This window comes from Azospira sp. I13 (assembly GCF_003112695.1).
Taxonomy (GTDB): Bacteria; Pseudomonadota; Gammaproteobacteria; order Burkholderiales; family Rhodocyclaceae; genus Azospira.
Genome location: NZ_BFBP01000007.1, coordinates 52,199 through 64,641 on the forward strand (window position 1 = coordinate 52,199; position 12,443 = coordinate 64,641).

At 56.5% G+C, this 12,443-nt stretch carries 8 protein-coding genes; all 8 read right to left on the bottom strand.

Features of this window, described 5'->3' with window-relative positions; genetic code table 11:
• Positions 1–17 precede the first annotated feature (17 nt).
• The 8 genes from AZSI13_RS07055 to AZSI13_RS07090 all read right to left on the bottom strand — a co-directional run bounded on the left by AZSI13_RS07055 (position 18) and on the right by AZSI13_RS07090 (position 12,339).
• Complete coding sequence (locus AZSI13_RS07055) at positions 18–1,640, bottom strand: type I restriction-modification system subunit M (protein WP_109040474.1); 1,623 nt, start codon at positions 1,638–1,640, stop codon at positions 18–20.
• The gene (locus AZSI13_RS07060; protein ID WP_109040475.1) at positions 1,637–2,752 is read right to left on the bottom strand and encodes an AAA family ATPase; all 1,116 of its coding nucleotides are present in this window, start codon (positions 2,750–2,752) and stop codon (positions 1,637–1,639) included. Before AZSI13_RS07060 ends, AZSI13_RS07055 begins: the two co-directional genes overlap by 4 nt.
• Positions 2,749–3,963 (bottom strand): restriction endonuclease subunit S, encoded by a 1,215-nt coding sequence (locus AZSI13_RS07065; RefSeq protein ID WP_109040476.1) that lies wholly within the window; start codon positions 3,961–3,963, stop codon positions 2,749–2,751. Before AZSI13_RS07065 ends, AZSI13_RS07060 begins: the two co-directional genes overlap by 4 nt.
• Positions 3,960–5,123, bottom strand: a complete 1,164-nt coding sequence (locus tag AZSI13_RS07070) for an RNA-binding domain-containing protein (RefSeq protein WP_109040477.1) — start codon at positions 5,121–5,123, stop codon at positions 3,960–3,962. Before AZSI13_RS07070 ends, AZSI13_RS07065 begins: the two co-directional genes overlap by 4 nt.
• The gene (locus tag AZSI13_RS07075; RefSeq protein WP_109040478.1) at positions 5,105–7,747 is read right to left on the bottom strand and encodes a TrlF family AAA-like ATPase; all 2,643 of its coding nucleotides are present in this window, start codon (positions 7,745–7,747) and stop codon (positions 5,105–5,107) included. Before AZSI13_RS07075 ends, AZSI13_RS07070 begins: the two co-directional genes overlap by 19 nt.
• A complete protein-coding gene (locus AZSI13_RS07080; RefSeq protein WP_109040479.1) occupies positions 7,744–10,716 on the bottom strand; it encodes a type I restriction endonuclease subunit R in 2,973 nt (990 codons plus the stop codon). Before AZSI13_RS07080 ends, AZSI13_RS07075 begins: the two co-directional genes overlap by 4 nt.
• Positions 10,717–10,784: 68 nt before the next feature.
• Positions 10,785–10,994, bottom strand: coding sequence for a helix-turn-helix domain-containing protein (locus AZSI13_RS07085; protein WP_023109365.1), 210 nt, complete (start codon positions 10,992–10,994; stop codon positions 10,785–10,787).
• Between the two features lie 607 nt (positions 10,995–11,601).
• Positions 11,602–12,339, bottom strand: a complete 738-nt coding sequence (locus tag AZSI13_RS07090) for a hypothetical protein (protein ID WP_109040639.1) — start codon at positions 12,337–12,339, stop codon at positions 11,602–11,604.
• Positions 12,340–12,443 lie beyond the last annotated feature (104 nt).

Sequence of the window (12,443 nt, forward strand, 5' to 3'; positions counted from 1 at the left end):
AATCGGCTTTGCCTTTGTTAAGGCAGCGGAGGCAACCCCAACTCAGCCAGATACTGATTGTGGCGCGCCTTGGCGTCTGCAATCTTGTTCTCGGCGGCAACCAAGTCGGCATGAACCGCTGCCAGGTCGATCTCTTCCTCAGCTTGCGCGGTGCTCACATAGCGCGAGATGTTCAGGTTGAAATCGTTCTTCTCGATTTCTTCCATGCTCACCCGGCGAGAGTAACGCGGCGCTTCCTTGCGGTACTGGTAGGCGTCGATGATTTGGTCGATGTGCTCCGGCAAGAGCTGGTTCTGGCGTTTGCCCTTCTCATAATGCTCGGCAGCGTTGATGAACAGCACGTCGTCCGGCTTCTTGCACTTTTTCAGCACCAGGATGCACACCGGTATGCCAGTAGAGAAGAACAGGTTCGCCGGAAGGCCGATAACAGTGTCGATGTGCCCATCCTTGAGCAGTTTGGTACGAATGCGAGCCTCGGCACCACCACGGAACAGCACACCGTGGGGCAGGATGATCGCCATCACACCGTCTTGCTTGAGGAAGTGGAAGCCATGCAGCAGGAAGGCAAAGTCAGCAGCAGACTTCGGTGCCAGGCCGTAATTCTTGAAGCGCACGTCTTCGCCCAGCGCCTCGCTCGGCTCCCAGCGATAGCTGAACGGCGGGTTGGCCACCACCGCGTCGAACTTCGGCATCTTCGCTGGGTTGGTTTCGCGCAACATATCCCACTCGTTGAGCAGGGTATCGCCATGGAAAATCTCGAACTCCGAGTCCTTCACCCCGTGCAGCAGCATGTTCATGCGCGCCAGGTTGTAGGTGGTGATGTTCTTTTCCTGGCCGTAAATCTTGCCAATGCCGTGCGGCCCCATCAGGCGGCGCACGTTGAGCAGCAAGGAGCCCGAGCCGCAGGCAAAGTCGAAAACGCTATCCAGATGCGAGCGCTTGCCGGTGGCTGGCTCCTGGCTGTCCAGCGTGACGATGGCCGACAAGATGTCTGAAATACGCTGCGGCGTGTAGAACTCGCCGGCCTTTTTGCCCGAGCCTGCCGCAAACTGGCCGATCAGGTACTCGTAGGCATCACCCAGCGTGTCACTGTCAGTAGAGAACTGCCCCAGCCCCTTGGCGATCTCGGCGATGATCTTGCACAGGCGGGCATTGCGCTCGATGTAGGTCTTGCCCAGCTTGTCCGACGCCAGATTGATCTCTGAGAACAGGCCCCGGAAGGTGCTGGCGAAGGACTCTTCCTCGATATACTTGAAGCCCTTCTGCAAGGTATGCAGCAGCTCGGCATCCTGCGTGCGCGCCATCTCGGCGATGTTGCCCCACAGGTATTGGGGTTCGATCACGTAATGCACCTTGCGGCGCATCTGCTTCTCGAATTCGGGTACGTCGTCCAGATTTTCCTCGTACCACGCTTGAAGCGGCGTATTCACGCCAGTCTGCCTCAACACATCGGAAGGAAGGTCTGGATAGTCCGCCCCCAGCTCCTTCTGCGCGGCGGCCTCGTAGTTGTCCGACAGATAGCGCAGGAAGAGAAATGCCAGCATGTAGTCGCGGAAGTCGTCCGCATTCATCGCGCCACGCAGCTGGTCGGCAATGGCCCAGAGGGTCTTGCCCAGTTTTTGCTTTTCGAACTCAGTCATGGTGTACCTACTGTTACAGCCTCAGGGTGCAGAGGGAACAAATCGGGGTTGAAGGGGTAGCGATTCAGGAAGTCGTTCAGAATCTTCTTAAAGTAAGCCTTGTTCTCATCGAGCATCTGCTGCGGCTCATACAGCGAGTAGTTGCCGTGACTGAGGATGTTGATCAGACGCGCGTGCAAAATGCCGTCCGGATCATCATCGTCTTGCTTGATGCAGGCCGAGAAGTTCTTGTGGCCGTGAAAACTGGCCGTCTTCTCCAGAATCGTGCGCAGCATGTTGAAGTGGTGCGTGAACAAACGATCTTCCTGCGCGGCCTGATAGAGTTCCGCCAAGGCCGCAACGTGGTGAAAGAAAGGCGTATCGCCCTCTTCGGGCCGTAGCAGATAGCCGCCGTTAGCCGGGTGCTTGTTGATCACATAGCGGCGCGCCTTGCCCAGCTCGTTACAGAGCACATTGAAAAACAAGGTGTGGTGCGTGGAGAGCACTGTCTTGAGCCGATTGTCCTGCCGCTTGAGCAACTGCGCCAAGTGATTGGCGACGGCAATGGCGTTGTGTTCATCTAGCGACGAGATTGGATCGTCGATATACAGGTACTTCACCCATTGGTACGCCTCGATATCGGCGTCCATCGCCAGTTCGACCACAGCCAGAAAAAAACACCAGATGAAGATGTTTTCCTCGCCGCGTGACACCTTGATGTTGTCAACGGTCTGGCCATCCGCCAAGCGCGAAAAGCGCACCGCCCACTCTGGGCCCTCGGTGTCGATCCGGAAGTCGAAATCCGCGTAACGCCGCAGCAATGGGCGAATGCGGTTATCCATCTCCAGATCGAACAGCCCCTGAAAGAATCGCGAATCCCTGTTGAGCAGCAAGCGCCGGTCCGCATCGCCTGCCAGATCGTTATTCCAGTGGAACAGGTCTTCAGTGAATGCGTTGAAGTACAGGGTATCGCGGGCCTCGGCCTGCTTGCCCATGTCCTTGAAGGCCATGGATAACCGCGTCTTGCCCGTGCCGTTGTAGGCATAGAGCAGGATGGTCTTCTTGTTCTCCAGCTCGCTGCGCAGATGAGCGGCCAGCGCGGGCAAGTCGGCGAAGGATTGGGCGGGCTTCATGCGTCCACCTCATCCAGCGTCGGAAATAACTGCTGCATCAGGCCCTTTTTGTGGGTCTTTAGGGCATCGATTTTCTGGGTTTGGGCGGTGATCAGATCGTCCAGCGAAGACAGGCAGTCAGCGATTTTTTGTTGCTCGCCTGATTCGATATCAGGAAAAACAACTGCACGCTCCTTCAGCATCGAAAAATGACGCTTGTAGTCCTCCATCGCCAACGGACGGTGGCTGAGGGAATGAAACAAATATTCAGCAGAGATGGCGGGCCTTACCTTGAGAATTTTGATGCCATCGGCGCCTTGCGCAAACGGTTTGTCAACAAACTTGAGGGCGCAGGTGTGGTCGCCAAATATGATGAGTGGCAGCGATTCAGTAATTACAGCGCGTTCATCATCAGTCCAGCCACAAATAAACTCTTGAGATTGGTCGATGATGGGAAACTTACCTTGCGTCCCATAGTTGGATGACTGCAGTTTCGACGGTGGGCTAACCGTAGTAATAAGTTTTTCCAATTTCTCCTTGCCCCATGCTGGAGCTTCCCGAAACTCTGGAAACCGCAGCCGTGGCACGGTTTCGCCTTCGCGGGGGAAAAGCTGCTGCATCAGGCCCTTTTTGTGGGTCTTGAGGGTGTCGAGCTTTTGGCTTTCCGCTGCGATGAGATCATCTAGCGAAGACAGGCAGTCAGCGATTTTTTGTTGTTCTTCTGGTTTGGAAACAGGAAGTGGCAACCCCATGAAATCATCATTTGTGATGCTCATGCGGTCATGGCGAGCACCCGTGCTCGATGCTTGGCGCATATACTGATGCCAATGCGTCGATTTGAAGTAGTGGGCGTATATATCGTTCTGCGTGTTATTGAACCTGAATACCGTATACAACGGCGACATCACGCCGAGACCTATTCTGTTCTTCGAGACGGGTCCAACGGGGGCTGTTGCGGAGATACGGGGGTTATAAACGTAATCTCCTTCCTCAACGATGTAGTAACCCTCTAGGTTTCCTTGGTTGGCAATATCCTTGTCGAAGAAGTCGCGCTGGTCAATCACGCCATATTCAGCAGAATTGGTCAAAACACGGGTAATATCGCCCTCGGTATTTTTTTTGGTTGAGCGTCTTGCAAGTCTCCCGAGTGACTGAAAGCTCCAGGACTGGTCATCACAAAACTCGGGGAACCGCAGCCGTGGCACCAACTGCTGTTTTTTATTCTCACTCATGCCGCTTGCTCCTGCGGCCGTTTCACGATGGCCTTGAACAGGTTCCCAGCCCGGTCGTCAATGAGTTCAATCTGCGGCCAGGCCCGCAAGGCGCGCAGCAGGCCGCTGCCCAGTCCGCGATACGGCAGCAGCTTGGCGGCAAAGGACGCCAGAATCGGGTTGCGCATATTGGAGTTACCCGCCTTGATGTTTTCGATGGTCAGGTTATTGGGCAGATGGCCAGGGCTGATGATCTCGACCCGATCGGCAAACACCAGCACGCGCACCGGCGCGCTGATGAAGTAGTCGCGGTGGATGAGCGCGTTGGCGACCAGTTCCTCCCAGACGATGCGGGGAATCTCCGATTGGCCTTGTGAGTTAAAGCCCTGCTCGCCCTGAGTGGCGCGCGTGTTGGCGATGATGAAACCCAGCGACTGCTGGAACACATCGGCTAGCTTGCCGGTGATGTCGCGGCTGTCGATATAGCGCTGGTCTTCGATCTCGGTGCTGACAAAAGCCACCGCCTTGACGATGAAGGCAGGCAGTGCGTACTGCGGCGCTTTGGCAAACAGCAGGCTGCCCGCCACATTGAGCTGCCCCTGGTTCATCAGGTTCATGTTGGTCAAGAGCTGCGGCAGCGGCTGGTTGTGCTGGGCGAGCGGTTCGCCGAATTGCTGTTCGAAGAAAGTTTCGAAATAGGGCAGGTCCACATCGCCCGCGCTCAAGCCCGCCACAGGCGTCTCATCCGCATGCACCAGCCCTGCTTGCTGGAACAGGCGCTGGATTTCTTCACGCGAGGTGGCGCGGCGCTTGTCCGAGCCGTTCTTCACCCAGATGGCTCCGTTCTTGTCCATGTAGGGTTTGCTGACGCCTTCCACAACGGTGACCACCATCACGGTGCCGTTGGGGTGCGGCACATTTTCGGTGAGCGGGTTCACCGCAGGCCGCACATTTTGCGAGGCGCTGTTGGAGATGAGCTGGTTCAGGCGGTCAATGTCCGCGTGAGACAAGCCCAGCACCGTGCCGTCGTTATGCACGCCAATGAAAATCCGCCCGCCAGCGGTGTTGGCGAAGGCCACGATCTCCGCCGCCAGCGCGTCGGCATTGGTGAAGTTCTCTTTGAACTGATGGCGGCTGTCTTCGCCACGGCTCAAGCAGTCGATCAGTTCTGTGGTTTCCATAGGTTGTAAACCTCTTTGCGTCGGTTGAAGGCTTCCTGGCCTCCTTCCATGATGTTGATGATGGCGTCCTGCACCGGACGAGCGTCGATGCTGCCGCTTTGTACGGTGACTTGCTCATCCTGATAGCGGCAGGCATGCACTTGCTCCGCATCACCCAGCACCGGAAAGTTGGCGTTGTGGGTAGCGAAGATGAATTGGGCGTGAGGCTTCATCTCGCGCAGCAGCTTGATCACGTCGTCGTAGATGGTCTGGTTGTCCAGATCGTCTTCCGGCTGGTCAATGATGATCACGTCGTTCTGGCGCTGGCTGAGCACATATAGCAGCAACGCGGAAGCACGCTGCCCGAGCGAGTGGTGCTTGAGTTCCTTGCCGCGATAGCGAATGACGAAACGGTTGGGCACCTGCCAGGTGACGAACTCCGTCAGGTTCTGCATAAAGGTCTTTTCGAACACCTCCGGCGTGCTGCCCGCTTTTTTCAAGGCGTTTGGCAAATCACGCAGCAGGCCGCCGAAATCGGCATAGTCCTCCATCACGGCGCGCAGGGTGGTTTCGCGGATGTTGCTGCCCTTGAAGAGCTGCTGCATGAAGCCGATGGCGGCTTCCTTGTCGCCTTTGAAGTCGGCTTCGATCTGCAAGGCGGTATGGCCAGCGTTCACCCGATCCAGTTCGGCCTTGATGGCGTTGAACTCGCGCAGCCACAGGCCGTTGAGCTTGTCGATCTCGGCAAACAGTGCGTCGCGGATACTGCTTTGCTGGCTTTCCTGCTTGGCGAGCGCCTCCAGCATTTGCTCCGCCTTGGTTTTACGCTGCTGTTGGGTCAGGAAGTCATCCGGCTGGATGGCCGTCATGCCGGTCTGCTTGAGTTCCTGAGCCAGCTGACGTTCGACCTGGGCAAACTCTTCCTGAAGACTCAGGCGCGCGGCATCGAACTCGCCTTGTTTGAATTGAAGCCGGGAGGTAACAGCGCGGGCCTCCTGCTCGATTTGCTTGAGCTGATCGACTTTGGCAACGAGATTGGCAAATTCGGCGTAATAAGCCGTGAAGAAATCGGGGTTCTGCTTGGAGACGTAGCTCGTGGCATTACGCAGATCGTCTTCGTGCTCGGCGATCAATTGCCCCAAGGCGAGCACGAAGCTGTCTGCCCGCTCCTTCATGCGTGCCAGTGCACTGGCATCCTGCTGGAAGCCAAGGCGCTTTTGCAGCTTATCGGCAACCCCGTACTCTTCAAATTTCTTCAGTCGGAAGTTGGCATCGGTGAGCTGGGACTGGTAATCACGCCTGAGTTCGGCAGTATTGCTGAGCTTGAGCCAGCGCTGCGCAGCATCACGCACATGCTGGCGTTGGGTTTCGATTTCGTCTCGCAGTGTGCGGAGCTTTTCGCCCACCAGCTTTTCCACTAGATCGGTCTCGAAACCTTCGCCGGTGCTGGAAAGGTCTTTCTGCCCGAAGTAGATCGGACGGCGCAGCACAGTTTCCCGGATCGATACACCGGGCTGCAATTTGCCGTCCAGATAGACGTTCGGCGCTTCGCGAAAAATGCGGGAGATGGTGAATACCTGTCCGTATACGTCACAGGCCGTCAGCGTCACCTTGCCGCCGCTGCCCAGAGTGTGGCGGATCAGTTCATCCTTGTACTTGGTGTCCTGCGCTTTCTCCCCGCGAGGAATATCGAGAGCGTAGCGCACTGCTTCCAGAATGGAAGACTTGCCGCTGCCCCGGATGCCGATCAACGTGTTCAGTTCAGGCGAGAAATGCAGCGTTTTCCCGTCAAGGATGCCCCCATCAAAGTGAATGCTGCGGATGTGCGATGCGAGATGCTTGGGCGGCTCCGTGGCGACCCGCGAAGCAGAATCGCTCAGAGCAAACTTGACCGCCTCAAAGGACAGTTCACCCAATTTGAGGTAACAGGCTTTGCCCTGACCAATCTCTTCGATGCATTTGGCGTCGCAGCCTTCCAGTTCGGCGGGGTACCAGCCACCTAGATGCTGCTGCGTTTTAGTCCGGCAGGGTTTGCTTTTCTCTTGCAGCTTGTTGTACGTGCGTACCTTTTGGAAGCCCAACGTGCGACGGCGGAAGAATTCGTTCTGGCCCAGTTCGGCAAGACGCCCCCCGTCCAATTCGGCCCACAGTCCGCTCGGTGCTTCGACATGGGCAAAGACAAGGAAAAAGTCGCGGTGATAGCTTTCCAGCTTCTTGATGGTTTCCAACAGTGACAGAGAGGAACGCCCGTTTTCCTGCTCGTACTGGGCAGGGATTTTTCCTTCAAACGCAACGCCCAGGAAGGGGTTGATATGGTCATGACCATCGGCCAACCAGTCGTCGGAAAAAACAACCAAGGTGTGGATGCCATTGGCCCCGTCATTGACCGACAGCTCGACGCCGGGCAACAGCGCAATATCCTTCTTCTGCGCTGTCTTGCGCAGCGCTTTGAACTCCTCAAAATCGAACTTGTTGTGATTGGTGATGACGCCCAGCTGGATACCTGCTTTCTCCAGCGCGTTCACATAATTGCTGTTGTAGAAGTTGTCATCGCCTGTGTACTTGAACTCACGATCTGCGCGGGTGTGCAGATGGAAGTCCGCACGAACCCACTGCGCCCCCTGTGTAAAGACGGTTCCCATCATCGCCCCTCCTCATAGGCAGCCAAACCAGCAATCTCTCGACCCTGGGCGAGCTTGTGCAGCAGTGGTGTCAGCTCTTCCATCAGGGCCAACTCTTTCTGCGTGCGGGCTTTCCAGCCAAGTTCCAGCGGGGCCATCAACTCGGAGAGGCGTTCGCCATCGAAAATGCGGCGGCGCAAAATGTCATCGACAAAGGCTTGCAGCGCTGATGCGTCCAGTGTGTGGCGGTTGGCGAGATCGGTGAGTTCCCGTGTTTTTTTCTCTGCCTTGAAGCGGTCGAATCCGCTGCGGATTTGCTTTTCATCCAATGCTTCGTTGACCGGTAAGCCCCGGATGTACTCGGCAATGTCCTCACGCTCGTCGATGAACTTGGCATCGGACTGGATCAGGCCGATGAGCTGCTCACGGTTCATGGTGAGCTTGCCGGGCTTCTGCTGGGTCAGCTTGGCGATGAGGCTCATGATGTAGTCGTAGTCGATCACGCTTGAGGCGAAGAGCACGAATTCGAAATCAAGCTGCTGCACTTCTGGCGGGGTCTGGTCGCGATCCTGCTGTTCCTTCAAGCGCTTGGCCGTTTCGAGGTACACACCTTTGAAGCCCTGCATCTGATCGGGTGGCGCAATCTGGGTGATCTGCGCCTTCTGCTCATCCGAGAGATCGGTATATTGATCGAGCTGGGTCTTGAGGCGCTGTACTTCCTTGAACAGATTGACGAACTGCGCCCGTGCGGCATCGCCTTTCAGGTTGGCCACTTCTTCCGGCGCATTGCCCACGCCTTGCGACTGCATGAAGTCGGCCAGCCTCTGGGTGGCGGTTTGCAGGTTATCGATGACCTTGGGCGCAGGGTCTACCAGCCAGATTTCACGCGGGTTGTCGATCTTCTCGCCAGAGAACAGTGCAATCGCCTCTTCGACCGGCCTTTGCTGCTGACGGAAGTCGAGGATGTTGCCATAGGGCTTGCTGTCGTTCAGCACGCGATTGGTGCGCGAAAACGCCTGGATCAAGCCGTGATGCTTGAGGTTCTTATCCACGTATAGGGTATTGAGGTACTTGGAGTCGAAACCGGTGAGCAGCATGTCCACCACGATGGTGATGTCGATCTTTTGCGCGGCGGGGAGATCGCTGTTGGGATACTGCTGATCCTTGATGCGCTTTTGCACATCCTGGTAGTACAGGTCGAACTCGCCAATGCGGTGGTTGGTACCGAAGCGGGCGTTGTAGTCGGCCACGATGCGCGTGAGCGCAGCCTTCTTGCCCTCGGGGTCTTGCTGGTTATCTTCTTTCTCTTGCGGCAGGTCTTCCTGAATCTGTTGTACGTCCTTATTTCCCTCGGCAGGTGGAGAGAATACGCAGGCAATGTTCAGCGGACGGAACTCAGGATCTTGCTCGGTCTTTTGTTTTTGAATCTCCGCGAACAGTTCGAAATACTCGATGGCATCGTTGATGCTGGCCGTTGCCAACACCGCGTTGAACTTGCGGCCATTGGTCGCTGCATCGTGCTTGGCGAGAATGGTTTCAATGACCTTGGGCTTGGCCACACCTTCACCAGGCTTGGGAGGATTCTTGCCTTCGGGCTTGAAGTAATCCACGTGAAAGCGCAGGACGTTGCGATCCTCGATGGCGTGGGTGATGGTGTATTGATGCAGGCAACGCTGGAAGAGGTCGTCGGTCGTGCGGTAACTGGCCTGCTGACCTTCGATCTGCTGGTAGCTGGCGTTCTTCTCGAAGATGGGTGTGCCGGTAAAGCCAAAAAGCTGGGCGTTGGGGAAGAACTCCTTGATGGCTTTGTGGTTGTCGCCAAATTGTGAGCGGTGGCATTCATCAAAGATAAACACCATGCGCTGGTTGCGTAATGGCTCCAGCCGTTCCTTGTAGTTGCGCTTGTTGGCCCCATCCAGCGCCAGGCCCAGCTTCTGAATGGTGGTGACGATGACTTTATCGGCGTAGTCGTCGGACAGTAGGCGGCGCACCAGGGTCTCGGTGTTGGTGTTCTCTTCGACACAGCCTTCCTGAAAGCGGTTGAATTCCTCGCGAGTCTGGCGATCCAGGTCTTTGCGATCCACCACAAACAGACACTTGTCGATGTCCGGATTGTCTTTGAGCAGGGTGGACGCCTTGAACGAAGTCAGCGTCTTGCCTGAGCCGGTGGTGTGCCAGATGTAGCCGTTGCCGCAATTCTGGTGGATGCACTCCACGATGGCTTTGACGGCATAGATTTGGTATGGCCGCATCATCAGCAGCTTCTGCTCGCTGGCCACCAGCACCATGTAGCGGCTGATCATTTGCCCTAGAGTGCACTTGGCTAGGAACTTCTCGGCAAAACTATCGAGCAGCGTGATTTTCTTGTTGTCTTCGCTGGCAAACTGGTAAACCGGCAAGAAGCGCTCATCTGCGTTGAAGCTGAAGTGCCGTGCGTTGTTGTTGGCGAAATACCAAGTGTCAGTGCGGTTGCTGACGATGAAGAGCTGCAGGAAGCACAGCAGTGTCTTGCTATAGCCATTGCCGGGGTCAGTCTTGTAATCAACGATCTGCTGCATGGCCCGGCGCGGGCTGACCGCCAAGGTCTTCAGCTCGATTTGCACCACCGGTACGCCGTTGATGAGCAGCATCACGTCGTAGCGGTGATGGCTGTTGTCAGTGTTCATGCGCAACTGGTTGACGACCTCAAAGTCGTTCTTGCACCAGTCCCGGATGTTCACCAGGGTGTAGTTCAGCGGCGTACCATCGTCGCGCTCGAAGCTGTTGATGTTGCGAAGCCGCTGGGCAGCGCCGTAGACATCGGGCGTGATGATGCCGTCGAGCAAGCGTTGAAACTCGCTGTCAGTCAGATGCACGCGGTTCAGCGCTTCGAACTTGGCTCGGAAGTTGGCTTCGAGCGCGGCGCGGTCGCGAATGTCGGGGCGATAGGTGTACTTGAGGTCGCCGAGCTTGGCGATCAGATCGAGTTCGATTTGTTGTTCTGTGGTCGTCATGAACCTTGCCTCAAAGACCCAAACGGTTTACTGCCGCCGTTGTTCTGGCGGGGGGAATGCCATGGAGCTCATGTATGCCGACTCCCCGGCTCACCGACATCTTCATCTGCGCCGCCTGCACGCACCCATTCATCCACCTCGGAGAGCTGGAACTTCCACAGCCGCCCCACGCGGTGTGCGGGCAGACCCTTGCGCTCGCGCCAGCGGTACACGGTGTCCTTGGCCACGCCCAAGTGCTGGGCGACGTGATCGGCGGTAACCCACGGTTCTGTGCTCATGTCGATGGCGCTCGAAGGTTGCAGTTGAAAGTCGTCTTAAGTCGTTTGGAGTCTATCATTTGAATGCTGCGGAAGCAGCAAGATTGTTCTTGGCTACTGCCCTTGTGAGTTGAATGTGGTAACAAGGGGCGCAGTGCCGCACTGTCACCACCATGGTGACACGCTGCCACCACAAGGTGACCACATTGTCGCCACCATCCTTGCCACTCTTTCAACACATTGTTCGCACAAGATTGCCACGTTGTTGCCAACATGCCGCCACACTGTTTACACAGTCGGCCGGCAGCCCGATCTGATCGCACAGATATTTTTTGCTGGTCACAAAGGCTCTTGCCACGTTACTCACTAACCTGGGCACAAGATAAGCAATAACAGTCGAGGGATTTGGAATGTACGTTGTACAACTTTGGAATGTACGTGGCCGGAAATTAGCTTTTCGCTGCCTGATCATGTGCCCGAACAACAGAGCATTGGAAAGAACGTTGCGCCTTGTTGGAAACAACGTAGTGCCAGATAGGGAGTAACGGGGCATGTGACCAGCTAAAAGTCATGCGATCAGCGCAGCACGATTTGAAAACCCAACGGATGGAAACAGCGCATTTTTTGCTTACTCAGTTGGCGGCATGTCCGCTTTTCCGCTGCTGCGGAAATGGCTATCAACCAGCTTGGCGATGTCGGCAGGCTGGGCTCCTGTCTTGAGCGCAAGGCACAGCGCTTGTTCCAGCTGCTGCCACCCCCGTGATGACGCGACATTGCTGCCAACCGTTTCGGTCAGACGGAACATCAGCCCTTCCAGCAGCTCTTCGTCACCCACGTCCGATGCGGTCTGCTCCGCTAGTGCCAAGAGGACGTTGCGCGCAGATGCCAACGAGTCGATTGGCACCCCGGCCAATGCCGTAGGCGTAGTGATGACACGATCCACCCTGACGACTGTCGCCAGATCAAGGGCCTGATCGACGCCCGGCTCGATCTCCATGCGGATCAGCACATCGCCAGCCAACAGAAAGCGGGTCTTGATAAGCCCCGGCTGCTCATCCTGAAACAACCACACCGACTGCTTGTCGGCCAGCAGCTTGCCTAGCACGAGCTTGCTGTCATCCAGTGCCCCACGATCCTGCCACTGGTGCAACACGTCGGTACGCAGGCGCCCGCCTTCCACACCGAGGTGGTGCAACAGGCCGACTAGTCGTTTGGCGGAGATCACCTGCTCCTTGCCACGTAGCCAGACCGAGAGGTTGGCAGTGCGGATACCGGTGGCTTCAGCGATCCGCCCCAGCGTTTCCCCGCGCAGTCGTATCAAGGCGGCGGCAAAGCCTGGCAATTGTTCGTTGGCAAGGGTTGGCATGTCGGGCTCTGTGAATTCACTGTAAATCACTATAAGACTTATTGGCCGACAAGACGAGCGTGCGGAGTTTGGCGATTCGCGCAAACCGCTGTTATAGTAATTTA

What these genes read in the sequence shown, in the direction of transcription:
- AZSI13_RS07055 (WP_109040474.1), bottom strand. Translation starts at nt 1,640, where the DNA reads ATGACTGAGTTCGAAAAGCAAAAACTGGGCAAGACCCTCTGGGCCATT.
- AZSI13_RS07060 (WP_109040475.1), bottom strand. Translation starts at nt 2,752, where the DNA reads ATGAAGCCCGCCCAATCCTTCGCCGACTTGCCCGCGCTGGCCGCTCAT.
- AZSI13_RS07065 (WP_109040476.1), bottom strand. Translation starts at nt 3,963, where the DNA reads ATGAGTGAGAATAAAAAACAGCAGTTGGTGCCACGGCTGCGGTTCCCC.
- AZSI13_RS07070 (WP_109040477.1), bottom strand. Translation starts at nt 5,123, where the DNA reads ATGGAAACCACAGAACTGATCGACTGCTTGAGCCGTGGCGAAGACAGC.
- AZSI13_RS07075 (WP_109040478.1), bottom strand. Translation starts at nt 7,747, where the DNA reads ATGATGGGAACCGTCTTTACACAGGGGGCGCAGTGGGTTCGTGCGGAC.
- AZSI13_RS07080 (WP_109040479.1), bottom strand. Translation starts at nt 10,716, where the DNA reads ATGACGACCACAGAACAACAAATCGAACTCGATCTGATCGCCAAGCTC.
- AZSI13_RS07085 (WP_023109365.1), bottom strand. Translation starts at nt 10,994, where the DNA reads ATGAGCACAGAACCGTGGGTTACCGCCGATCACGTCGCCCAGCACTTG.
- AZSI13_RS07090 (WP_109040639.1), bottom strand. Translation starts at nt 12,339, where the DNA reads ATGCCAACCCTTGCCAACGAACAATTGCCAGGCTTTGCCGCCGCCTTG.